Origin of the sequence: Terribacillus saccharophilus (assembly GCF_002272745.1) — a bacterium.
GTDB lineage: Bacteria > Bacillota > Bacilli > Bacillales > Amphibacillaceae > Terribacillus > Terribacillus saccharophilus_B.
Genome location: NZ_NPBD01000017.1, coordinates 24,398 through 47,144, shown reverse-complemented (window position 1 = coordinate 47,144; position 22,747 = coordinate 24,398). Strand labels below are relative to the sequence as shown.

Annotated in this window: 34 protein-coding genes, 2 tRNA genes and 1 pseudogene; 27 read left to right on the top strand and 10 right to left on the bottom strand. The window is 38.8% G+C overall.

Features of this window, described 5'->3' with window-relative positions; genetic code table 11:
- Window positions 1-59: 59 nt before the first annotated feature.
- Window positions 60-134, top strand: a tRNA-Asn gene (locus tag CHH58_RS16170).
- Between the two features lie 2 nt (window positions 135-136).
- Window positions 137-209 (top strand) — tRNA-Thr (locus tag CHH58_RS16165).
- A gap of 107 nt (window positions 210-316) precedes the next feature.
- On the opposite strand, the gene CHH58_RS16160 is transcribed toward CHH58_RS16165, so the two are convergent.
- The 4 genes from CHH58_RS16160 to CHH58_RS16145 form a co-directional block, all read right to left on the bottom strand.
- On the bottom strand, window positions 317-1,480 hold the full coding sequence (locus tag CHH58_RS16160) for a tyrosine-type recombinase/integrase (protein WP_095262847.1): 1,164 nt from the start codon (window positions 1,478-1,480) through the stop codon (window positions 317-319).
- A gap of 14 nt (window positions 1,481-1,494) precedes the next feature.
- Entirely contained in the window at window positions 1,495-1,983 is a 489-nt protein-coding gene (locus tag CHH58_RS16155; protein ID WP_095262846.1) for an ImmA/IrrE family metallo-endopeptidase, read from the bottom strand.
- A gap of 71 nt (window positions 1,984-2,054) precedes the next feature.
- Window positions 2,055-2,429: a hypothetical protein gene (locus CHH58_RS16150; RefSeq protein WP_095262845.1), complete on the bottom strand. Its 375-nt coding sequence runs from the start codon at window positions 2,427-2,429 to the stop codon at window positions 2,055-2,057.
- Window position 2,430: 1 nt separating this feature from the next.
- Window positions 2,431-2,793 (bottom strand): helix-turn-helix domain-containing protein, encoded by a 363-nt coding sequence (locus CHH58_RS16145; RefSeq protein WP_283162825.1) that lies wholly within the window; start codon window positions 2,791-2,793, stop codon window positions 2,431-2,433.
- On the opposite strand from CHH58_RS16145, the gene CHH58_RS16140 reads away from it, so the two are divergent.
- Complete coding sequence (locus CHH58_RS16140; protein WP_095262843.1) at window positions 2,788-3,291, top strand: Holliday junction resolvase RecU; 504 nt, start codon at window positions 2,788-2,790, stop codon at window positions 3,289-3,291. The genes CHH58_RS16145 and CHH58_RS16140 overlap by 6 nt on opposite strands.
- A 16-nt stretch (window positions 3,292-3,307) precedes the next feature.
- Here CHH58_RS16140 and CHH58_RS16135 read toward each other — a convergent pair whose 3' ends face one another.
- A complete protein-coding gene (locus tag CHH58_RS16135) occupies window positions 3,308-3,685 on the bottom strand; it encodes a hypothetical protein (protein ID WP_095262842.1) in 378 nt (125 codons plus the stop codon).
- 97 nt (window positions 3,686-3,782) lie between these two features.
- On the opposite strand from CHH58_RS16135, the gene CHH58_RS16130 reads away from it, so the two are divergent.
- The 5 genes from CHH58_RS16130 (at window position 3,783) to CHH58_RS16110 (ending at window position 6,628) form a co-directional block, all read left to right on the top strand.
- Entirely contained in the window at window positions 3,783-3,989 is a 207-nt protein-coding gene (locus CHH58_RS16130; protein WP_095262841.1) for an XtrA/YqaO family protein, read from the top strand.
- 83 nt (window positions 3,990-4,072) lie between these two features.
- Window positions 4,073-5,059 carry a DUF6731 family protein gene (locus tag CHH58_RS16125; protein WP_095262840.1) on the top strand — a complete coding sequence of 329 codons (987 nt, stop codon included), beginning with the start codon at window positions 4,073-4,075 and terminating at the stop codon, window positions 5,057-5,059.
- 50 nt (window positions 5,060-5,109) lie between these two features.
- Window positions 5,110-5,748, top strand: coding sequence for a hypothetical protein (locus CHH58_RS16120; protein ID WP_095262839.1), 639 nt, complete (start codon window positions 5,110-5,112; stop codon window positions 5,746-5,748).
- Window positions 5,749-5,794: 46 nt separating this feature from the next.
- Window positions 5,795-6,178, top strand: coding sequence for an ArpU family phage packaging/lysis transcriptional regulator (locus CHH58_RS16115; protein WP_095262838.1), 384 nt, complete (start codon window positions 5,795-5,797; stop codon window positions 6,176-6,178).
- Window positions 6,179-6,322: 144 nt separating this feature from the next.
- On the top strand, window positions 6,323-6,628 hold the full coding sequence (locus tag CHH58_RS16110) for a hypothetical protein (RefSeq protein WP_095262837.1): 306 nt from the start codon (window positions 6,323-6,325) through the stop codon (window positions 6,626-6,628).
- Between the two features lie 77 nt (window positions 6,629-6,705).
- Here CHH58_RS16110 and CHH58_RS16105 read toward each other — a convergent pair whose 3' ends face one another.
- Window positions 6,706-7,299 carry a hypothetical protein gene (locus CHH58_RS16105; protein WP_095262836.1) on the bottom strand — a complete coding sequence of 198 codons (594 nt, stop codon included), beginning with the start codon at window positions 7,297-7,299 and terminating at the stop codon, window positions 6,706-6,708.
- A gap of 541 nt (window positions 7,300-7,840) precedes the next feature.
- Here CHH58_RS16105 and CHH58_RS18500 point away from each other — a divergent pair.
- The 12 genes and pseudogenes from CHH58_RS18500 (at window position 7,841) to CHH58_RS16050 (ending at window position 16,392) form a co-directional block, all read left to right on the top strand.
- Entirely contained in the window at window positions 7,841-8,008 is a 168-nt protein-coding gene (locus CHH58_RS18500) for a hypothetical protein (protein WP_170937668.1), read from the top strand.
- 45 nt (window positions 8,009-8,053) lie between these two features.
- Window positions 8,054-8,527, top strand: coding sequence for a hypothetical protein (locus CHH58_RS16100; RefSeq protein WP_095262835.1), 474 nt, complete (start codon window positions 8,054-8,056; stop codon window positions 8,525-8,527).
- A 173-nt stretch (window positions 8,528-8,700) separates the two neighbouring features.
- Entirely contained in the window at window positions 8,701-9,438 is a 738-nt protein-coding gene (locus tag CHH58_RS16095; protein WP_095262834.1) for a hypothetical protein, read from the top strand.
- A gap of 81 nt (window positions 9,439-9,519) precedes the next feature.
- Window positions 9,520-10,389: a phage terminase small subunit gene (terS, locus tag CHH58_RS16090; RefSeq protein WP_095262833.1), complete on the top strand. Its 870-nt coding sequence runs from the start codon at window positions 9,520-9,522 to the stop codon at window positions 10,387-10,389.
- Window positions 10,386-11,693: a PBSX family phage terminase large subunit gene (locus tag CHH58_RS16085; protein WP_095262832.1), complete on the top strand. Its 1,308-nt coding sequence runs from the start codon at window positions 10,386-10,388 to the stop codon at window positions 11,691-11,693. Before terS ends, CHH58_RS16085 begins: the two co-directional genes overlap by 4 nt.
- A 6-nt stretch (window positions 11,694-11,699) precedes the next feature.
- Window positions 11,700-12,602, top strand: a pseudogene (locus CHH58_RS16080) (phage portal protein); the annotation flags it as partial.
- 317 nt (window positions 12,603-12,919) lie between these two features.
- A complete protein-coding gene (locus CHH58_RS16075) occupies window positions 12,920-14,029 on the top strand; it encodes a pyocin knob domain-containing protein (RefSeq protein ID WP_095262830.1) in 1,110 nt (369 codons plus the stop codon).
- 3 nt (window positions 14,030-14,032) lie between these two features.
- Window positions 14,033-14,521, top strand: a complete 489-nt coding sequence (locus CHH58_RS16070; RefSeq protein WP_095262829.1) for a hypothetical protein — start codon at window positions 14,033-14,035, stop codon at window positions 14,519-14,521.
- 2 nt (window positions 14,522-14,523) lie between these two features.
- Complete coding sequence (locus tag CHH58_RS16065) at window positions 14,524-14,691, top strand: XkdX family protein (RefSeq protein WP_430980850.1); 168 nt, start codon at window positions 14,524-14,526, stop codon at window positions 14,689-14,691.
- Window positions 14,692-14,751: 60 nt separating this feature from the next.
- Window positions 14,752-15,294, top strand: a complete 543-nt coding sequence (locus CHH58_RS16060) for a phage holin family protein (RefSeq protein WP_095262828.1) — start codon at window positions 14,752-14,754, stop codon at window positions 15,292-15,294.
- Between the two features lie 2 nt (window positions 15,295-15,296).
- A complete protein-coding gene (locus CHH58_RS16055; protein WP_095262827.1) occupies window positions 15,297-15,566 on the top strand; it encodes a holin in 270 nt (89 codons plus the stop codon).
- A gap of 40 nt (window positions 15,567-15,606) precedes the next feature.
- Window positions 15,607-16,392, top strand: coding sequence for an N-acetylmuramoyl-L-alanine amidase (locus CHH58_RS16050; protein WP_170937667.1), 786 nt, complete (start codon window positions 15,607-15,609; stop codon window positions 16,390-16,392).
- Window positions 16,393-16,424: 32 nt separating this feature from the next.
- On the opposite strand, the gene CHH58_RS16045 is transcribed toward CHH58_RS16050, so the two are convergent.
- Window positions 16,425-17,126, bottom strand: coding sequence for a YiiX/YebB-like N1pC/P60 family cysteine hydrolase (locus CHH58_RS16045; RefSeq protein ID WP_095262826.1), 702 nt, complete (start codon window positions 17,124-17,126; stop codon window positions 16,425-16,427).
- A 129-nt stretch (window positions 17,127-17,255) separates the two neighbouring features.
- On the opposite strand from CHH58_RS16045, the gene CHH58_RS16040 reads away from it, so the two are divergent.
- Window positions 17,256-17,618, top strand: a complete 363-nt coding sequence (locus CHH58_RS16040) for a DUF3139 domain-containing protein (protein ID WP_095262825.1) — start codon at window positions 17,256-17,258, stop codon at window positions 17,616-17,618.
- A gap of 47 nt (window positions 17,619-17,665) precedes the next feature.
- Here the strand turns inward: CHH58_RS16040 and CHH58_RS16035 are convergent, their stop codons facing one another.
- On the bottom strand, window positions 17,666-17,905 hold the full coding sequence (locus CHH58_RS16035) for a hypothetical protein (protein ID WP_095262824.1): 240 nt from the start codon (window positions 17,903-17,905) through the stop codon (window positions 17,666-17,668).
- Between the two features lie 311 nt (window positions 17,906-18,216).
- Here CHH58_RS16035 and CHH58_RS16030 point away from each other — a divergent pair, with 311 nt between their 5' ends.
- From CHH58_RS16030 to CHH58_RS16015, 5 genes are all read left to right on the top strand, one after another.
- Window positions 18,217-18,561: a hypothetical protein gene (locus CHH58_RS16030; protein ID WP_095262823.1), complete on the top strand. Its 345-nt coding sequence runs from the start codon at window positions 18,217-18,219 to the stop codon at window positions 18,559-18,561.
- Complete coding sequence (locus tag CHH58_RS16025) at window positions 18,561-19,277, top strand: hypothetical protein (RefSeq protein ID WP_095262822.1); 717 nt, start codon at window positions 18,561-18,563, stop codon at window positions 19,275-19,277. Before CHH58_RS16030 ends, CHH58_RS16025 begins: the two co-directional genes overlap by 1 nt.
- A 112-nt stretch (window positions 19,278-19,389) precedes the next feature.
- A complete protein-coding gene (locus tag CHH58_RS16020; RefSeq protein ID WP_095262821.1) occupies window positions 19,390-19,662 on the top strand; it encodes a hypothetical protein in 273 nt (90 codons plus the stop codon).
- A gap of 121 nt (window positions 19,663-19,783) precedes the next feature.
- The gene (locus tag CHH58_RS18810; RefSeq protein WP_255220718.1) at window positions 19,784-19,918 is read left to right on the top strand and encodes a hypothetical protein; all 135 of its coding nucleotides are present in this window, start codon (window positions 19,784-19,786) and stop codon (window positions 19,916-19,918) included.
- A 186-nt stretch (window positions 19,919-20,104) separates the two neighbouring features.
- On the top strand, window positions 20,105-20,320 hold the full coding sequence (locus CHH58_RS16015) for a hypothetical protein (RefSeq protein ID WP_095262820.1): 216 nt from the start codon (window positions 20,105-20,107) through the stop codon (window positions 20,318-20,320).
- A 318-nt stretch (window positions 20,321-20,638) separates the two neighbouring features.
- Here the strand turns inward: CHH58_RS16015 and CHH58_RS16010 are convergent, their stop codons facing one another.
- Both CHH58_RS16010 and CHH58_RS16005 read right to left on the bottom strand, forming a co-directional pair.
- Window positions 20,639-21,361: an SDR family oxidoreductase gene (locus CHH58_RS16010; protein ID WP_095228310.1), complete on the bottom strand. Its 723-nt coding sequence runs from the start codon at window positions 21,359-21,361 to the stop codon at window positions 20,639-20,641.
- A gap of 55 nt (window positions 21,362-21,416) precedes the next feature.
- A complete protein-coding gene (locus tag CHH58_RS16005) occupies window positions 21,417-21,665 on the bottom strand; it encodes an Atu4866 domain-containing protein (RefSeq protein WP_095228312.1) in 249 nt (82 codons plus the stop codon).
- A 129-nt stretch (window positions 21,666-21,794) separates the two neighbouring features.
- Here CHH58_RS16005 and CHH58_RS16000 point away from each other — a divergent pair, with 129 nt between their 5' ends.
- Window positions 21,795-22,706: an AraC family transcriptional regulator gene (locus CHH58_RS16000; RefSeq protein ID WP_095228314.1), complete on the top strand. Its 912-nt coding sequence runs from the start codon at window positions 21,795-21,797 to the stop codon at window positions 22,704-22,706.
- Window positions 22,707-22,747: the final 41 nt, after the last annotated feature.

Here is a 22,747-nt window from a genome sequence, read left to right as displayed (position 1 = left end):
CCCCGTGAGAGTAGGACACTGCCAGGCAGTTCTTTTTTTGTATACATATTTATTACTTTTCCACAGTAGCTCAGTGGTAGAGCTATCGGCTGTTAACCGATCGGTCGCAGGTTCGAATCCTGCCTGTGGAGCCATTGCTTCCTTAGCTCAGTCGGTAGAGCACCACCATGGTAAGGTGGGGGTCAGCGGTTCAAGTCCGCTAGGAAGCTTAAAAGAAAAACCCCGGAAACTCAGTGTTTCTGGGGTTTTTTCATGTGTTCTTTTATAATCAAGGTGGTGCATTGGAGCAAGCAACCGACCATACAACCGACCAAACTCAAGATTTGTGTGCGCGGACGTCCAAAAATGCGTTTCCTGTATCCTTCTCCATCTTCTTTGTAACATGAGCGTAAGTGTTCATTGTAGTCTTGTAATCCTTGTGACCCAACCGCTCTTGGATAGCCTTCATGTTAAAACCTTTGCTCAGTAAATAAGTAGCCGAGGAGTGGCGGAGGTCATGGAAGGAAATCTTTTTCAATTCATATTTGTTAACTATCCTCCGCCAGAATTGAGAAACTGTATGGGGTGCGTAAGGTGTTCCATCAATATGAGCGAATAGTAGATTCACTACCTTGCCATTAACGTCTCTATATCCCTTGTACTCATCACGAATTTGCATTATTTCTTTCTTACGTTCTCTGCGGTATTCGTGAATTTCTTTCATTGTTATCTCATCAAAAGTGACTGTACGTTCTTCCTCATTCTTAGTGGACTTAATACGAAGCCCGTGTTGTTTTGTGTACTGTACAGAGCGGCTAATGTAGATACAATTATTCTCAAAGTCAATATCTTCATCCATATCGATGCCCATTACTTCACCACGCCGCAGCCCCCCAGTTAAGGCTAAAGTAATCATTAGTTTCTGGCGCTTATTCACGTTATTTTTCTCAAGCAAGTCAAAGATATAAGCAATTTCCTCAGAATCATAAACCTCTTTTTTACGGGGCCGAATCTTAGGCTTAGGAACATCAAGTGACACGTCTTTACTAATGTAGTCGTACTTAACAGCATATTTAAAGATGCTGCGTATACATCTATGTCGTCTCTCGATTCCATATTGCCCATCACCGCGTTTTATACCTTCATCTAAGAAACGAATGATATCTCTCGCTTTTATATCCTTTACAGTAGCCTTTTTAAATTGAGGTAATATGTGAGCCTCAAAGACATATTCATATCCCTCTTGGGTAAGCGGATCAAGAGTAGCAGGCGCATATTCCTTCTTCCAGTTTTCATAAAGGGTACCGAACTTAATATTATCATTATCAAAATAATTCTCATCTGAAAATTCAACTTCCAGACGAGCAGCTATTTTCTTTGCTTCTCGTTCACCTTTACAAGGCAGGGTTCTATATTTTCTCAAACGTCTTCCGAGTGAATTATATCCTAATTCGATACAAAATTCGAAATATCCAGGTCTTATGGGTCTATATGTTGCCATATTGTATCTCCTTTCTAGCAATAAGCAAATAAGTGCGCCTTTTTTTTATTTAAAAAATCTATGTATCTTTTTTCTGCAAACTTATAATCCACTTTAAAGAGATTAGCTAAATAAAAGATTGTCTCTTTAAATGTTGGCAAGGGATCAATTTGTAATAGCATGAAACTTGGCATACAAAAGTGATACATGAACCGGTTAGCATCCATTTCTTGATACTCTCTGAACAAATAATGCATTCTATTCTGATCTCCGACGTGTTTTAATGTATGCCTTAGCTCATGAGCAAAGGTTGTCCAGACCTCTTCCAATGTCATGCCCTCCTGTAAGAATATTGTTCTTAACCCCTTAATATTTATATTTCTACTTTCTCCAGGCCAGTAATCAATCCAGATATCAAAGTATCGAGGTATTTCCACCATATTTATATCTGTTGGTTCCCTAAATCCAAGTCTTTGGTATATCTTCTGAACCTCTTCTTCAAGATGTGAGTAATAATAAACCATAAGTGCCCCCTAGCTAAAAAAAGAGAATGTATGTTCGTTTTCTGGCTAAAAATAAAAACCACAAGTGGTCTTTATCTATGTACTCCTCTATCCTTTTCTTGCCAATCTTCTTTAGCGTGATCATAGCTCATACCGTTTAAACCGCCAAAAATGATTAGAGATATAACGAAAGTAATAACTGCTCCTATAATGCCTGTGCCTATGAAGAATAGACCGGCGATAGCTATCGAAGTTGCAATAGTAAGTATAAATGCAGCAATTAAACGAGCTTTCCTTAGTGTGTGGATGGTCACTAAGAAAATAAAAACTATGATAGATGCAATCCAATGCCCAACTGGAACCATGGAAAATGCTGATACGAATAGGATTTGAAGAACTAACCATCCTCCCGCATTTCTGCGATTTTCATGTTGTTCAATACCTTTTCTCACTTCTTTAGCATTCATATTATTCCTCCTGCTTGCCTTGGCCATTGCGTGGCTGCCGCTGTCCGGGTTTCCTGCCCTTTTGTTTTTGCATGACGTACTCAATAAAGTTGAGCACCTCTTCCTTGCTTTCCTGGTCCATGCCATTCAAGCTTCTCATAGCATATTGGAAATCAGGATCATTATAAGCTTGTTCAGCTTGTTTTTTAATGGGGTCCTCTTTTCCTGTAATTAAATAATCTGTAGTTACATTATAAAGTTCTGCGATTCTAGCAAGCATATCTTTATCGGGCTCTCTAGTACTGTATTCCCAGTTAGCATAAGTGGAGACTGTCTTGATATTTAATTTTTTAGCTACCGTGGTCTTAGACCAACCTGAATGGATTTCGAGAACGTGCTGGAATATACAAACAACTTATATCAGACCAAAGGTAAGGCGTTAATCAATAAACGACCAACCCCTATGACGATCATACGCAATGCAGGTCCTGGTAAGTACGTATGTGTGTTTGCTGATAAGAGTACGGTTGATTATGACGGGACTTACAAAGGTCGTTCAATTGTCTTTGAAGCAAAGTCAGTGAAGATGAAGAAGAGTTTTCCGTTGAGTAATGTAACTCATTCTCAAGTTAAATATCTTGAAGCGGCAGAATCAGCAGGAGCAATTAGTTTCCTGATTGTTGAAATGACAATTACTCGTGAGGTCTTCTATATTCCGAATAAGATGCTGCAGCATTACATAAAGCAGGCAGCGAAAGGCGGACGGAAATCGATCCCTATCGATGAAATGCAGGTTTATGGATATGGCGTGAAGAGTACTAATGGAGTGCCGCTGGACTATCTTTCGGTAGTTGACCAATTATTAGCTGCTGGTGCAGCTTAAAAAAAGACCGGCATGATTATAACCATGCCGGCAAATTTTGTGGAACTGGCAGGTTCGTAAAGACCTCCATTAGGATATCTGTTGTAATCTGCTTCAGTTCTGCTGAGGTATATGTAATCTCTTCACTTTGATGACGAGACATCCATTTGAAGGTCGTGTAATCAGCCTCTCTGCGAACCACAGTTACGTTTAATCGATGCTTTGAGTACAATTCCTCGCGAACACCGTTAAACATGGCTTGTAGGCTCTCTATGGCTAAATCTAAACGAGCTAAATGGAATCTTTTAAGTTTGAAAGGTTGAGTTTGGAATTCAATGATATCTAGTTTAGTCACCTTTATTGCATATGGTATGCAAATGTACTGTTGGACCAAGTTTTCCATTCCTTTATCCATACTATCACCGCCTTTGTGTGATAATTATATTACGAACATACGTTCTTGTATATGGCAGGAATTTGTATTAAAATGAAACATCTAGGAGGTAACTCAGTTGAGGTTAAAACAAATAGACATTAATTTGAGACACGGAGCAATGAGCTTGGATATACCAGCTAAATATGGTGGAATTCCTTTCTGTATTATTTATGGATCTGGAAAAGCAAAAATCCTTGAGTTGCCGGCACATGGAGAAACAAAGATTATTACTCACCAAGGGAAACTTAAAAGAGTTAGGTTTGAGGAGGGGGAAGATTTCTAAGATAATATTTCCATTGTTACCTTATATTAGTCTGATAGTTGTGGTACTTTATAAGTAATTACTATCAGGAGGAAGATTCAAATATGAGTATATCGATTCAATTTTACAATGTATTTATTACACATAACGGTTTAAAGACCGATATTTCTATAAGCGATTATATAGATCAAATCAGAGATTTAGATGAAGAAGACAGGTACAAGGAAGGTAGGAAAAGTTCGTATTCATTATTGTACATGGCACAGCCTGATCCCAATGATTTCAACACCTTTGATGATCGTAAGGTAACCTTTGGAGATTATAGAGAAAGAAAACCTTTTTTAGGTAACCGCAGAACTGACAGAATTGATGACATTACAGATGATGTTGTGGAATTGACCTCTGCTGTTTTTATACCTAGGAGTTTTCAAATGGTAGTACAATATAATCATTTTGGAGCACGTTCAAATAACATTGAAGAATATCTATCGAAGTTTTTGCCACGAGACGATGAGCAAAATAGTTGGGGTATAGAGGTAATTGAAATCTCAACCAGTAATGCCATGAATAAAATTAGACGGACTAACAGAATTAAAAGTGTTGAAGTCACTTTAAATATTAGATCAGAAGAGATGCGGAATATTATTGCAAATATGGATGAGGAAGAGATGGGATTAATAGAAACTCTACAGTACAATGCATTTGGGGTAAGTAGGGAATACAACGCTAGTACTGCTAGTTTTAGTTTTGGTCAAGGTAGATATCGCAACGATACTATGGATACTGCGGCCTTAATTCAAATACTTGAGGATTTAGATTTTGAAAGCGAAGCATATGCAGCTATATATGTCGATTATGTAAATCCGGATACCAATAAGCCTGAAAAAGTGAACTTAAAGAATGAGGGCGTTCTAAAAAGAGAAATTCTTGATGATCCTTTACTTGATTTGACTGCCCATGAGATCATAGCTGACACCATATCAGATAGCTATTATCAACAATGGCAAAGGCTTGGACGACATTTTTATCAAGGATATGAATTAGTTCCTGTAGATTTTCCAGGTATATATGTACCTGAATTGTTACGGTAAATTTTATATAGGGAGGAGGAAAGACTCTGACCGGTAAAAAGTTTTTATTTATGATTGTGGAAAAATTTCTAGCATGGTTACTTGTCATCTTATTCAGTGCAACTTGGACTGTTAGTCTTTTTTGGGATACTAGCTTCATCGGAAAATTCCATGAATATACAAATGAGACTTGGATGCCAGAGATTTTATCAAAAGATTCAGCAATAGTAACAATTGCTACAGTATTTATAGGTATATATTTTACAATCTATACTCTATTAGGTAGCACTCAATCTGACTCAGCTGTAGCAGTTCTTACAGAAAAGAATTTTGGAACACTACTAAAAATACTAGGTAATGCTTTCGTAAGCTCCTTTTTATATGTATTCCTGTCATTGTTTAGCAGCACGCTATACAAACACTTTGAGGATATAACTTCCTTTGTAGTTATAAATCTATTAATATTCTTATTAAGTAGTGCATTGCAATTTGGTATTGTAATATATTATATATTTAAAGCAGATCTCAAAAATGTAAAAAATAGAATTACTGAACAAGAAAAAAAAGACAAAGAAATGGATAAGCTTAGGGTAGAATTGCAAATATTTCTAAGGAAACAAAAAGAGAAAGAAGCTAAAGAACGAGCTGAAAAGATGTCTCAGAAATTAAAGAATGATAGTTCTACCAGCAAACTGGAGGACACTGAATGACGCATTAGCGTTGTTTGGTGTCCTTTTTTAGTTAGGGGGATAAGAAATGAATGCTAAGCAACTGACACTCCTTCCGGAGATAGATGAAAAAGAAGTACAGCAGATTGTAATAAAAGAGCTAAAAGCGTATCGGGCCTTGAAGGTTCAGATTCAGAATAGGAGAGAGCAGCAAGAGGAAGGCGTAGTGGGATTGTTTCCATCTTTGAGGCATTCGGATCGACTAAATGAGATTAAGGTGCGACAGGTGGAGCGGGCGCTGGAGGGATCTTTGGATTTTATTGAGAGGCAGATAGTTGAAATGAAGTATCTTAATCCAGAGCAAATTAAGGATATAGAAATCTACTTAGAATTAAGAATTAAGAAGAATAAATACTATAATTTAAAAAGGATAGCATTAAATAAATTGGCAACTAGTCTCTTAATCATATAACACTTTAATATATAAAATATGGTTTTCATAAGAAGGAAAATATGGTAAAAATGATATATACTCTGTTGAGTATTATATCAGCTAGTGTCATTCTAATATAATTACGATACAGTAAATTAAATAATTCTAAGATGGAGCATTGATATGAAAAAGAAAATAATAATACCTGTTATTATAATAGTGATACTATTAATTCCAACAACCATATGGGGATATATCTCATTCAAGAAGAACAGCGTTGAGGACTCCGTGCACGATTATCTAATTGATAGCGGAAAACAAGAAAGCGACATAGTTGAACTAGAGCCTTTTGTTGCGAATTTAAGCGGCAATAAAAATTACATGGTTTCTGTTAAAATCAAAGGCGACGAGAAAACTTATTTTTATTACAAGAATGAATCGGGAGATGTTATTCTAGAATCAACTAAAACTGGGGATCATGTAGAGTAATAGGTCAAAAATAAGATGCGATAAAAGATAAACCGTATGAAAAGGACTTAATCCATTTTCATACGGTTTGTTTATTTTTAGAATTTCTTATCAACCCATGTAAAGCCAACGTGCTTGAGTACTTGCTCACTTTGAAAGTCATAAGGCATCCAAACTGTTGGTCTATACCATGTTAATTTACCTTGAGAAGTTACATTTGCTTGTTTGAATTCTAAACCTGCTTTGTAGTATGAGTACCAAACAAGTTCACTACAATATGTTTTGCTGATATTTGTTAAGCCGCCAGTAGGAACGACGCTGTAAGGAATGTTCCGCCCATAGAAATAATTCATTGCAGCGTCTACAGCTTTTTGACCAACTTTAGCATTTGGAGGTCTAATAACTTTTATTCTATTTTTATACCTACTTTTAAATTTGTCTACTGATATAGTTTCCGGATAGGGCTCAGTTTTCCATCCTGAAGTATGCATGAGTCCACCACCACCGAGATAAATAGCTACATGCCCTGTTATACCATCGTAACTTGTCGCGTCAGTAATGAAAATATCACCTGGTTGATATGTTGCGGCATCTGCTGAATCTACGTTAAACAGACCAATTCCTAAGACGATAATAAGTGCAGAAATCAAAATCCTTGACAATTTCTTCAATTTTTCCTTACCTACTTCCATAATTTATTTTAAATACCAAACAATTGTATTATTGGTATATTTGAAAGTAAACGTATTTTTTTGTCTTATTTTGTAGAAGCAAGAAGAATGTTTTCGACAAAATTCGATGAATAAATAGAAATTAAATTCTGAAATCTTTAGCTAAGGTTTTTTTTTCGTATAAGTAAACAAAAAAGGTGCCAAACTGGGTGCCTTTTTATTTTTGTAAAGCAAGTAACATTTTCTCAGGGGCAAAAAGTCCTCTGGGAGAAGCGCCTTTCCCTTATCAAGACGTACTCGCCTGATTTTGCACGACTGTGAAGGATGCCTGGTTAACGAGGGGAGCATCTGGAGTTGGGAGCGCGCGGCCAGCTTGACTGGTCACCGATTATTCGGTTAGTTGCGATTAAATCAGTCGGGGATTGAATTGTTGATTCTGCATTTCCTTTGAATCATGAATTGACTTCTCAATCTCAGCCTTTCCTCTCGGTGAATTGGGTCGGTCAATAACAAACAAGCATTTAGCATAAGGTGGTGCTTAAAAAATAAAAGGGGAAAGACGATGGCAAAAATAAGAGACATTATGGCTGCCAAGTTGAATGTGCAGTCGGATAAGGAGTTCGCTGCTCAAGCTGCTACAGATCGTAAGCGGCGTGAAGTCGAGGAAATGATGGGTGTAAGACGTGAAACCTATCAGCGGGTTGGTAGACGAGTTCGTAGAAAAAGATAATTAATTTATTGTATCTCTTACCGATAAAAAGGTAGGAGGGATTATATGATTACAGTTAAAACAGCAAAAAGATATGCTAATGCAAGGGCAGAAGCAAACAAGCAATTGGACGAATACGTTAGAAGTTTTGAAAAGTATTTTAAAGATGAAAAATACAATTATTATGAAATAATTTGTATGATTGAAAATCATGTTAAGGCATTTGATAAAAAGGAATCTGCACCTGGTTTAGTTTCTTTATTACTTTCGTTTATAGCTGCTGTATGCGCATCTGCATTTACCCGTTACTTTTTTGACCCAGATAATCCACAGAGTGCTATAAATTTATTGGGCGTCTTTTCGGACCAACCCATTTTAAGCAGTATTATTTATTCCTTTATTTTAGGCTTAGGTATTGGGGTGGTTATAGTTCCATTCTATTTACTATGGTGGAAATGGGATGGAAGCATGAGGCATGAAATATATAAACGAAATATATTACTCGAGATATTAGAAGAGAAGAAAAAGCTTCACTGCTAAATTTGGAGGTCCATGCTATACTGGGAGGCAGGACGGAGCGGCATGTGCTTCTCTACCTATGCCCTTCGGGCTTTCAATTCCAAAACATAAAATCATTACAAGAGCATCTACATTTGTAGGTGCTTTTTTAGTATCAAAACCGATATCGATTCAGATAAGATGGACGTAGGAGGGTGATTGTCATAGAGAATTGGAAAAAGGCAGTAATCATTACTTTTTATACAGTACTTGCTGTAATTGGTTTTGCTGCTATCATGACTGCTGTAGTAGCGATGTTTATGGTTCTTGATTTAGGTGAGAGAGAGTATATTTCAGCATTTATTGGACTTGCAGGTGCCATTATTGGTGGGCTCATAACTTTAGTGGGTGTGTATTTGACGATAAGGCATACAGATAAAAATCGGGAGAAAGATAATCTGCCAAAAAAAATTTACCGCTTGGAAAAAGCTGCAGATATTCTTAAAAAAGTACATAGAGATTTACATGAGTATGAGGGCTCGAAGAACAGATTCTTACTTGATTTTGACAAAGTGAAATTAAGTGTCCAGATAACAGATAAATATACTTATTTATCTCAGGATATATTTGTAGAACTGAGAGAAGAACTTGTATTTGTTGATTCAAATTCTTATAAGAAAATGTTGGTAACAAAAAATTATGTAAACGAAACGGGTTTTTTAATTACTAGATTAAAGAACTCTTTAGCTGACTTACGCGAATGGGCATATCAAAAATATGAACATAATATATATGATCGTTATCATAATGATGATATTGAGATTATTAAAGAAAAAGTAGCGCATGTTAATAGTATAGAGAAACAAATTACCAAACAAATAAAAAACGAGTTTCTATCTCTAAGTGATAATTTAAGGCATACTCACGAGAAGTTAATTAAAGAGATTGACTGAGCACCCTAGCGGGTGTTTTTTTATTGTATATAGAAACAAACTCAAACTTAATTCATTTGATGGGGGTGGGTGATGATGTAGATGGCTAGACCTCGTAATCCAAAGCGGGATGAAGCCTTCCGCTTATGGAAAGAAAGCAATGGAACCAAGGCTTTGAAAGAGATTGCTGTCGAACTGGATGTCGGTGATTCACAGATCAGAAAGTGGAAGAACCAAGACAGCTGGGAAGATCAGTTGAATGGTAACGTTACTATTGAATCGAATGGTAACGTTACTAAACGAGGCGCTCCGAAAGGGAGCAAAAATGCAAGGGGAAATAAAGGGGGCAAAGCTCCGCCTGGTAATCAAAATGCCAAAGGAAATAAAGGCGGGGCAGCTCCTGCAGGAAACAAGAATGCGCTTGTCACTGGTGAGTATGAATCCATCTATGGAGATGTGCTGTCAGAAGATGAACAAGCGCTTTTTGGCGTGGTCGATACTACGCCTCTTAATCAGGTCGATGAAGAGATCAGATTACTTTCTATTCGTGAGCGGCGTATGCTGAAGCGGATAGCTGATATGACCGCGGGCCTATCCGAAGTAGAGAAGCGCATTTTAAAAGAGCGTATTGTCACGAAAGAGCCAGTGGTTGTACATGATGAAGAGACGGGGCACCAGAAAACCGTTGTTACAAAAGTGCCACAGATGGTTGTAACTCAAGAAGAGGAGCAATCTTATCGGCGCATTGATGACGTGCTAAAGCTGGAAGAGGCTTTGACACGAATACAGTCTGCCAAGCAGAAAGCTATCAAGACCAAGCATGAGATTGAAACATTGTATGAACATCGTCGATATATGGATGTCCAACGTTTGGAGCTCGATAAGAAGAAAGCTAATCAGAAAGATAACGACGGGGAACCAATTCAAATTCTTATCCGCCGCAAAGAAAAGCGCGGGGGTGGGAAGAAATGACGGTAGCCGAGAAAGAGGTCAATCCGCACTTTGAGGATTTTCTTTTTGATTGGAATCAAAAGTTTCAATTTCTTGTAGGTGGATATGGCAGCAGTAAGAGTTACCATGTGGCCTTAAAAATCATCATGAAGCTCTTGGAGGAGAAGCGTACTGCATTAGTGATGCGGGAAGTTTACGATACTCATCGCGACTCTACTTATTCTCTATTAGAGGAGATTGTAGAGGGTCTGGACCTGTCCGACCATATTAAATTCAGTACGTCTCCTATGAAGGTGAAATTCCCGAATGGTAGTCGAATTATCTTTAAAGGTATGGACAAGCCAGCCAAATTGAAGTCAGTGAATAATGTCTCGCTGATATGGGTGGAAGAAGCTTCCGAAGTAAAGTACACCGGATTCAAAGAGCTAATTGGCCGCTTGCGGCATCCAACACTGAAGCTCCATATGATCCTGTCGACAAACCCTGTTGGAGAAGATAACTGGACATTCACTCACTTCTTTAAAGACGAATTGAATAAACGATTTGTTTTAGATGCTGAGCAGCTGTATGAAGAAAAATCAGTTGTTGTAGGTGACACCTTCTATCATTATTCGACTGCTGATGACAATTTGTTTCTTCCGCTTGATTATATTAATCAGCTGGAAGAACTAAAGGATTATGATCCTGACCTGTACCGCATTGCGCGGCTAGGTCGTTTTGGCATTAACGGAAAACGCGTATTGCCACAATTTGCAGTGCAAGAGCATCAAAAGGTTATGCGCTCAATATTGGATATTGATAATCCAATTAAGAAAGTCGGCATGGACTTTGGTTTTGTCGACTCTTATAACGCTGTTCTTCGAATGGCGATTGATCCTAAGAAGCTGTATTTATACATCTACTGGGAATATTACGACCGCGATAAGACGGATGACGTAACTGTTGAAGAACTAAAGGAATTCAAAGAGTCACAGGAGCGAATCAAAGCGGACTCTGCAGAGCCAAAGACTATACGATATTTTAGAGATCAAGGCTTCGACATGGTTGGCGCTCATAAGTTTAAAGGATCGCGCTTGCAGTACACCAAGAAGGTGAAGCGATTCAGAAAGATTATCTGCTCTGATAGATGTACCAACACTATCTTCGAGCTGAAGGACCTAACTTATGCTGTAGACAAACAAGGTAATATCATTGAGGATGAGTTTAAAATCGATCCACACACATTCTCAGCTATTTGGTACGGTCTGGATGACTACGAAGTCGCTGACCTTAAAGAACAAGCGAAAGAGAAGGCAAGGACACGCCCTAGACGGGAGAGGAGGTAAGCGTTCGTGACACAACAAAAAATGAAAGCCAGGGTCATAAAAGCGGAAGCTCCTTCCCAGACGACCAAGCAGATGTATGACGACCCGTTCATCGATATCTATGAAAATGGTGACATCCTGCAACCGCCATATAACCTAAAAGAATTGAAGGGTATTGGTGAGTACTCGACCATCCTGCAACAATGTATTGAGGCGTACAAGATTAATATTCTTGGCTTTGGTTTCGAGCCGCGTTATCTGTTTGATTACAATGCTCAAGACACTTCATCTGAACGAAAGAAGAAGGCGGATGAAGAGTGGACACAGCTAACAGAGTTCATGCGTTATCTTCACTTTGATGAAGAAGCCGAAACTGTACTTGGATATGCTCTTGAAGACAGAGAGAAGATGGGCAATGGTTATGTGGAAGTTCTGAGAGATGGGACGAACAAGCCTGCTGGAATCGAGTTTGCGGATGGCCAGTATATGAGGGTTTGTAAGAAGACTGTTCCAGATTTAGTGCCCTATACTATTGTCCGAGATGGAAAGACATCGGTTATTCAGAGGTGGCGCTCTTTCCGTCGCTATGTACAAATGATTAATGGCAAGAAGGTCTACTTTAAAGAGTACGGCGACACTCGTATTATGGATAGTCGTACTGGAAAGTTTGATGACAATACCCCTGATAATCTACGAGCTACTGAAATCATTCACTTTAAGATTGGTTCAGGTGCATATGGTGTACCGCGATGGATTGGGCATATCGTCAATATATACGGCACACGTAAGGCGCAGGAATTAAATTACTTGTACTTCAAGCAGGGTCGTCATGTGCCGGCAGCTATTGTAGTGGAGAATGGCATGCTTTCTGCTGATTCCGAAGCGGAGCTGCAGAAGTATATGAATGGGCTCGAAGGCTCTGACAACGCACTGGGATACCCGACAGCGTTGGGGACGGTTGTTACTTTCAAACACAACCAAAACCGCGCTTTCCAATTCTTTACGGAAAAAGGCGGGCTGGTCTATTACCGAACAGCCGACGGGGCAGCCACAAATCAATGGAATCAATTTATAGCCCTGGAGACGGTACCAGGCGCCCAGGCAAAGGCTGACGCAAAGTTACGAACGACGCAGGACTGGCGAACATTATTTCCTCTACGACGAACCTAAACGACCTATACAAAACCGGATTCTATAGGGGCAGTAATATTACGAACGCCCCGACGCCAGGCTGGTACTTTTATATTGTGATTCAGCAAGGGGAAACCGAATCGCTGCAAATCGCGGTAAACTTCGGAACGCTCCGAACGTACAAGCGGTACTCGACATCTGCGGGCGTATGGGGCAACTGGAAAGAGGACGAGACGACAGAAGGCGCCCAGGCAAAGGCTAACGCAGTAAATACGCAGCAGGTAAACTCTATGCCTACAAAGTGGAAAACCGCCAGCGCGCTACCTGGAACTTATCCTATAGGGATTACGGAATTCAGCAGTGGAAACGACAACACATTCCCTGCTATGTATGCGTTGGTTACGACGATCCGGGCAGACAATGGTACCGCTACAGTTCAGTATTGTACCGCCTGGAACAACGCCAAAAGCCGGACATGGGTAAGGTCCGCCCGTGACGTAGAAAACGTCTGGCAGGAATGGGTCGAGCTGGAGACCACAGCGGGCGCTCAGGCAAAGGCGGACGCCGTAAAAGCCTACGTACAGCAGTACGGTCTAGGCGTAGCTGCTCGATCCGGTATAGATTGGAATGCTATAGCGACCACTGGGTTTTATGCGGGATCAACAAATGGACCTAGTGGCAATAGCACATATATCGGAATACACGTTCAACATGGGTCAGCCTATGCGTACCAAGAAGTAGGGAGAAACGGAATTTACTACAAGAGAACGAGAGAAAACGGAGAGTGGACAAAATGGGAGCAGACAGAAACTGTTTCCGGTTCAGCAAGCAGAGTCCTGACAGCAAGAGATGAAGCGATTAGCCGCGCGGTAGCTCAAGCTAAGTCCTATACAGATGAGAAAAATGATTATGAAGTGTATTGGACAAATGCGACTTGGAGAAGCGGGCATAGCGGCGATTTACAATGGTGCATCAAAGCTGGATTCTTGGTTGTTAAAGGCATGTGGAATAACACGGGAGAAACAGGAATTCAAATTGCCAGTGTACCTGCAGCGCCGAAATATCGCACTTATATTAATGCACCAACAATCGGTAGTTATGGTGAGGTAAGGGTGACCTTAGGAAACGATGGTGTAATAACCGTGGATGGATTAAATGCAAACAATAATGCTTCCGTAACAAGATTAGAAATATTGTTTGTTATTCCAGTGGAGTCAAGGGGGTAAAGCATGAGGATAATCTATCTTTATGATGCACAAAAAGTACTGGTAAGATCAAAGCTTTGGGATGAAGACAAAGACTTGCCTGTAAATGCCACAGATATTGAACCGCCACAACCGGATAAGGCTCCGTGGTGGGAGGAGTTACAGGTTCCATTTTTAAAACTAACTTTCGATGAGGAAAAGCAGGAGTGGTACGAAGCTGCTACTGATGACGAAATTATAAGTTTTCATAAAGAGCGAGAGGATAGAATTGCTAATCAAAAATCTCAACCATCTGACGAGGATTTATTAGGTCAGGCTCTTGCTGAAGAAAAAATGAGAAGTCTTGAATTGCAACAGTCTACTGATGAGCTTGGTAGACAACTAGCGGAAGAGAAGTTGAAGAATCTAGCAAAAGATGAAGTATTGCAGCAGCAAGAACTATCTATCCAGGCAATCGGTCAGGAGCTGACCTTAATGAAATATGACAAGCTTATCAGTGAAGGGAGCAAATAAAGATGATCAATTTTTGGATTAGCGCCTTATTCAAAGCCTGGGCGACTCCAGCAATGGTAAAGAGGGCATATGAGTATAAGGATTGTAGCAAAGATGATCTGCGCACGGGTGTTGAGCGCGAAATGGTGCAGAAAGAGCAATACAAATACATTACTGGCGAAGACTACTGATCCGATTATGAACGGATCCTTTTTTATTGGAGGGGGGAATCAAATTGAAGGAGGCATTTGATGAACAGAACGGGGGTAGCCGGCTTGAAAGGCATATTAGCTTCATTCACTAGTTTTTTCGTATATATCATGGGTTTGGTGAATGAGGTGATAGTTGTACTGATTTTCTTCATGATGTTGGATTTCGTGACAGGGATGTTCAGGGCATATATGACAAAAACACTAAACAGCACACTTGGTTTAGCAGGCATTTTCAAAAAGATAGGCATTTTGATTATTATCACTGTTGCAGGTGGAATAGAATACATCTTCATATCCATGGGACAGGACCCAAAAGGACTCGTACTGTTAGCAGTAACGAGTTTTTTTGTTGTCAATGAAGGCTTGTCCGTTTTGGAAAATTGCGCACAGCTGGGGCTTCCAATACCGCCAATTCTGTTTAATGCATTAGAAAAATTGCATCGTGATCCGAGCGGCAAAGAAGCATCTCTTGAAAGAGATCCGATGCTAGACAACTTGGATAAGAAAGAGCTAATAAAAGAGAACAAGCAGCTTCAGCAGGAAGTAATTAAAGAGAAAAGTTCACTGAAGGGGGGTGAATAAAAATGGAAGAAGTAATGACTTTTGCGACAATCATTAGCCCAATTGTTCTAGCTTTGGTACAAATGGTCAAAAAGACAGCACCTGTTAACAATCGTTACTTGCCGCTTATCAGCTTGCTTGTAGGGATGCTGGTTGGTTTTATTTCTGAACCTTTCACACCATTAGATACAGTGTTGCGTTTGTGGGCAGGCGGATTTGCCGGACTTGCGGGAGCTGGTTTGTTCTCGTTAGGTAAGAAAACTATAGCGAAAAAAGATGAAAAGGCTGCCTAAGTACAGCCTTTTAAATTTAACTAAAAGGAGAAGATTTATTATGGTAAAAGTTTATATTGATCCAGGACATGGCGGAACTGATCCAGGAGCACAAGGAAATGGATTAAAAGAAAAAGACATCACACTTAAAGTAGGGAAAATGGTAAACGAGCGCCTGGACGCAAGCGGGTTTGAGACACGAATGTCACGAACTGGAGATACGTTCCCTTCTCTATCTGCTCGTACAAACGACGCAAATAAATGGGGAGCCGACTTCTTTATGAGTATTCACGTTAACGCTGGCGGTGGCGAAGGATACGAGGATTATCGCTATATCAAGCTTTCCGCTTCTTCAGCTACTGGAAAGCAACAGGCTATTCTGCACAAGCACATGAAGGCGAAATCAGCTAAATTTGGTATGAAGGATCGCGGTGCAAAATCCGCAAACTTCCATGTATTACGAGAAACAAATATGAGCGCTGCACTAACTGAACTAGGATTCATTGATTCTAGCAAAGATGCAAAAAATCTAAAAGACAGCTCTTTCCTATCACAAATGGCTTGGGGGATCGTGGATGCTCTATGTGAAATCTACGGAAAGAAACCGACAGCCCCTGGCTCCGATGCTGACAAAGGTGTTATCGGTAAACTGGTTGTTGTGAAGGACAACTCCGATGGCTGGCTATGGACCTATAAAAGCGCCAACTGGAATGACAAGGCGGTCAAAGTAAAACCTGGCGAAGCATTCACAATAACAAAAGAACTGACTGTGAGAGGATCCAAAATGTATCAAATCAAATCGGGTTTGTATATCACTGCTTCCAGCAAATACGTTGAAGTAAGATAGAAAAAAGCCCTCTGTTTTCCAGAGGGCAATCCTTACATAAAGAATTCTTTTTTCACAACATATGGTTTATAGTTGCTATAGAACAAGTTTGGTAGTACATAAGGATGCACCATTCTTTCAAGTGGAGTTTTCATGACTTTTTTAGCACCTGTACCATAATAAAAGGCCTGCCAAACTATTTTAGAACAATATGTAGGGCTCTTAGAATAAAGGCTAGTATTAATTTGATATCCAGGATTTCGATTACTATCAAAGTAATTTGCACGTGCCCACTTAGCTGCAGCTGAAGCAACACTGTAATCACTTACTCTGTAAACGTTTGTCTTATTGTAACGTGTTCTCCATTGATATAATGTTGTAATTGTTACCTCGTGGCCCTTGCCACGAATCTCTAAAATCTTTCCAGGGGCAACCATGATTCCTGCGTGTCCAGTGATTCCGCTCGCCTGAGTATCGTTAGTGATAAGAATATCACCAGTAACACCCGTATAACCTTCTAAGGACTGAGTGCCTAACATTTGCGGTAGATCACTATCATCTAAGACTGCACTATTAAATTCGTCAAACATCTCATAATCTACATCGTCACCATAAACGCCTTCTTGCTGTAATTGATTAAACTCTTCTTCTGATACTGGATTTCCCGTTTGAGCATTTGCGCTTGTGCCTGTAATTAATGGTATCAATGAAAAGACTACTAATAAGGCCGCAATTAATCTAAACAGAAACTTCATACAATCACCTCTTTCGTTTTGATATATTGAGATTACCAAATAAATATCTATTTGGGTTGATTTGGTATATTTATTTACTTAATCTTCACTAATTGTATATTTGTTTAATAATTGTAAAGGAGTGGAAATTTGAGTAAGAAAATGATGATTATAACTGGTCTTGTAGTTTTATTAATTCTTGGAGGAGGTTCATTTATTGCTGTCTCAGCATATGGAGCCCCGTGGGTCGCGAAAGATGCTGAAACTGCACTAAATAAACAATTCGCTGAGAAAGGTATAGATGAGGAACAAATCCAATCTAAAGAACATTCCTATAGTGCGAAGTTTGGAAAGCATTCTATTTATGTAAGATTTAAAGAGGAGTCTAATTTAAGATATGAGTACCTATATCGAAAAGACGAGAAAAGAATGATACTTACGGAGATTCTGGACACTAAAGATAATAATAATCCAGTAAGTGAAGGCAAAACTGATTCAATCTATAACAACTAAAATCATGCAAAAAAGCCCCTTTCCTTGATCGGTTAGGGGCTTTTTTATTAAAGTGAAGGAACAATATTCTGGCGGTGTACAACCATTAAATCGTTCCTAAACAGATCCTCAAAATTAAAAATCTCGGTTGGCGTGAATTTTCGAAGCATAGGATGCTTTGGGGTTAGTTCTGGGAATGGGATATCGTCTTCTTCGGAGAACACCCACTCAAGTAAATGATCCTTTGCAATCTCATTTCTGACTTTTACATACTCCCCATACATTTCAAATCTGATTAGTTCTGTCATTTCCTCTCCCTCTTTAGCATCTATATATCGTAAGGAATTACTGAAAGGTGTTGTCTTGTACACAATAAATTCCTTTTACTTATAAAAGTGATGATTATGCTAATTAAATTCAAGAAGAATTTAAAATTGAATAAAATATTATGGGTAATTATTACTGGTAAATGAGTATATTTTCCTGCAAATATTTATGAAAAATTTCTAAATTTATGCAGGAACAAAAGATTTGGTGTAGAATAAAAGGGTAATACACCTTTATATATAAAGGTGTATTACGGTATTTTAGTAAATCTGATAAGAAAGTGGTGTAGTATATGTCCCACAAATCAGTTAATTTTAAATATAAGTTTCCTGAACAATACAATCCAGCTTACACAAATGGTGTTTATGGAGGGTATAGCCCTAACGGTGAGATGATTTTAAATTTTTATTTTGAAAGGCAACCAATTCCTTACTCTGAACATATTACTGTAGATGAAGAATTTAATGTTGTGGAATCAGTAGTTGAACCTAAAACTCATAATTCCAATGTAATTCGTTTCATCGAATCGGGTATTATCATGAGTCATGAAACTGCAAAGAAACTTCATAAATTTCTAGAAGAAGAAATTAAAAGTCAAGAAAAGTTTATGAAGGAAAACGAGGATGGTGAATTATAATGCTAGCATCGCAAATCATGCCTCTTCCAAGCAGTACAAAGAGTAAATTCACAAAAGAAACAAAAGATTCTAGATCAACTTTTCCTGTTGTTTATCCAAAGCAGCTAATTGAAGAATTTAATTCTAGCTATGTTTGGAGCACTCCAGATTTAGTTGAACATAAGATTGAATCTTCTTTGAGATCTTTGCTTATCAAAGAAACCCTTCAAAGCCATGCAGAGGTAACATCTTTAATTGAGAAGTATAAAAAATTGAATGATGAAATAAATCGTTATACGGCTACCTATAACGATATTTTGGGTATTAGTGCAGGTTTTTTCAAAAACCCTGATAATCCTTCAATAACCCTTGAACAGGCTAGAGAATTTGCGAGGAATGAACAAAAGAAACACGAAAATGTACAACTTATAAATTCTTTTAGGAATTTAAAATATGATTGGAATAACAATGGTGCTGAACCCTTCAGGTCTGGATTACTCGATATAACTATAGATCTTGTCAAGAGGTTAGATGTGCAGCCTGATGTGTTTCCAACGGCGAGAGATAGTATTCAATTTGAATATGAAGATGACGAAATTTACCTTGAGTTTGAGATTTTTGAAGATCGAGCTGAAATTTTTGTTGATAACAATGGGAATGAGTATGAAGAAGTAATAGAGAACCCCCGTGATTATAAAGAATTTAATAGGATTATAAAGCGCCTTGTTAAATTCTAAGATTGAACGTCATGAACTACTCTATAGGGCGGTCAGAAGCAATCCAAGACAATGGAAGCCTGAAGCAAATAGACCGTCATCAGCACTATTTAAGGATTCTAAAGGAGTTTCCATGGACCGAGATGGGGGTAGGAGTCCTAGAGAAATAATAGAATCTTATGTAGAAAGATTTCCTGATTTAAAAGCAGGTGTCTCTATAGGAGCAGATTTTTGTTATGATATAGATGTGAAGATTCGATATGCACCAATTGAAGACAATGAATTTCACTGTGAACTATACCGTTCAGAAGAAAAAGCTGAATTGACTAAGAGTGTACTAAAGCAACTAGCCAAAAATTGTGAAGTATATATGAAAGATGAAAATAGAGATTACAGTGAACAATAAAAACCACCTTTCCTTAACGGGAGGTGGTTTTTTATTGTGGAATCACCTGTAAATAAGCAATTAAATGTTTACAATGTAAACAATCAATGTTATAATTAATATATAGAAAGGAGGAGATAAGATGGATGTTGAAAAAGTACTAATGATAACTGCGATAGTCAACTTAAGCATTGCACTCCTAAACTTGACTACCGCAGTCGTTCAAAAAGCACCTAAAGCTAAGAAAAAAAAATCCAAAGCTAAAGGCAAGAAGTAAGAGAGAGGGGAGCGGCAACTCCCCTTACTCACTATAATTATAACAGCTTCTGGATAAAATAAAAAACCGATGAAGGTTAGGAGGATTACTTATGTTAGCATTGACAATCATAACGACTGCTATTGCATTTATTACTGCAGTTGCTTCACTTGTTTTATCCATTAAGAATAGAAAAGGTGCATAAGTATGAAAAGAGAATTGCCAAAGCTTTATTCAAAGGCGGACCTTGCTCGACGATGGGGAGCGACCAGACAAGTGGTTAACAACTGGGAAAATCGACACAATGATTTTCCGGATCCCGTCATGCATGTTCATGACGGATCCCTTCCTCTCTATCTTCACGAGGATATAACTAAATATGAAGAGAAGCGAGAGCTTGTAGTGCATGAAGAAAAAGGATAAAACTGACTGACCAACCGACCAACCGACCGCCCAAACCGCCCGGGCGACCGTCCAAAGCCACAAGAAAACTCACCAAAGTGAATCAAAGTAGCCTATTAACCGCTATATAAAGCCTATAATGACAACATTCATCCGAATCCTCCCTAATGGTGCCGTACAGGACATGAACCATGGTAAGGTGGGGGTCAGCGGTTCAAGTCCGCTAGGAAGCTTAGAAAAAAAGTATTAGAGTTTAATTACTCTAATACTTTTTTTGATTCTATAGCTATTTAAGAGCCCTATCTTACTAAGAAGGAACTTTTCTACAATCTAAGATGATTAAGAGGGTCTTACAATCAATTCACTCACATCGATCTCTGTAGGCTGTGAAATTGCATAAAGAATAGCTTGTGCAATAGCAGAAGCAGGAATAGCTTGCCGCCGATACTCGACCATAGCTTCGCTCGCTTGTTTATCGGTAATATGATCAGCCAATTCTGATTCCGTTACACCGGGAGAAATTAGAGTGGAACGAATGTTATTTGGTGCTTCCTGTCGTAAACCTTCCGTGATTGCGCGGACCGCATATTTGGTTGCGCAATAGACTGCTGCTGTTGGGGTTACTTCGTATGCGCCTATAGAAGCTATATTAATAATATGTCCGCTTTGCTGTTCCTTCATCAGAGGTAATGCAGCACCAATACCATGGAGGACACCTCGGATATTCACATCAATCATACGATTCCATTCATCGATTTTCAGAGCTTCCAATTTAGATAGTGGCATTACACCAGCATTATTTACAATAACATCAATTTTTCCGTATGACTCTGTAATTTCTTGTACTGTATACTGCATTTGTTCAAAGTCTGTAACATCCAACTGCTTATAATCGGCTGTATATCCTTTTTGACGGAGAGTGGATACAACTGTTTCTAACTTATCTCTTCTGCGGGCTGCCGCAATCACAACAGCACCATTTTCAGCTAACAATTCTACGGTTGCTGCACCGATACCACTGCTTCCTCCGGTGACAAGAACAACTTTATTCTTTATACTCATGCTTGTATCTTCCTTTCAAATATAATTTTGATAGGAGACTCTTTGCGTGACCACATTAGCCATGGTCACGATATAGAATCATCCCTGCGTGATATAAAATTCCGTTACGAAAATCTCCATCAGCTGTGAATCCAGTATCATCTTGATATTCAATGTGGTCATCTATTATCTGATAGTTACCTGTATATGCGCCTTCGACATTACCGCGAGCTTCAACATAGCGTCCTTCGGCCAGTAGTTCATGCCTGATATACCGATCTTTAGTGACCCAAAGTCCAGCATAAGAATGATTAGTAGTCTTCAAACAATATCAACTCCTTTTTCTGATCTACTATTAGTATCAAGGAAAGTGAACATGGGGCGGTAGCCGGCATCTCTTTAATTCTTGCCCTATCCTCCAAGACAATGAGTTCTACAAAGGAGGATGTATTCCATGTCGTCAGAAGTGCAATTGCAATTGAGAGAAGACGAGCTTACAAAGCTGGTCTCAAGATTTACAACCAAGGATGGTACAAATCTTACTCGTATCTCTGGTCTGGAATTTATTCGATCTGTAAAGCCGCTGGAGCCTGTACATACAATGCATGAACCTGCGTTGTGCATTGTTTTGCAAGGAAGAAAATTGGTATCTGTTAATGGGGAAGAATTCTTTTATCGAAAGGGCGATTACTTAGTCGTAGCAGTTGATCTGCCAGTTATCGGAGAAATTTTAGAGGCAAGTGAAACGGAACCATATTTATGTCTACGATTGAATTTTAATTTACTGCAAATAGCAGAGGTTTCAAAAGAGTATAAGCAGCACGCCACCAATAAAGGTATTTCTGAAAGAGGCATATTTGTAGATCAGACAGATGAAGTTATTGTGGAGGCGTTAATCAGACTCGTGAAACTACTGCATACCCCTGAAGATACGGAAGTACTTGCACCTCTTATTATCAAAGAAATCCTTTACCGTATCATGCAGGGAAAGCATGGTGACAGAGTAAAAAACCTCGCTGCCAAAGGGAGCAAGTTATCTGAAGTAGCAGCTGCTCTAAATTATTTAAAGAAGTATTTTTCTAGAGAAATAAAAATAGATGAATTGGCTAAACAAGTAAACCTTAGCCCGTCAGCTTTATACCATCATTTTAAACAAGTTACAACCATGACTCCTATTCAATACCAAAGGGCATTACGGCTTCAAGAAGCAAGGCGGTTAATTATTGGGGAAGATATAAGAGTAGCTGATGCAGCCTTTAAAGTTGGATATGAAAGTCCTTCTTATTTCAATCGGGAGTACAGAAAAATGTTTGGCAAGCCGCCAGGATTAGATCGAAAAGAGAATCTAAAGTTATATAATACGTAGTTCATTCAAAGTAAAAAGCCGCATACAAACGTATGCGGCTT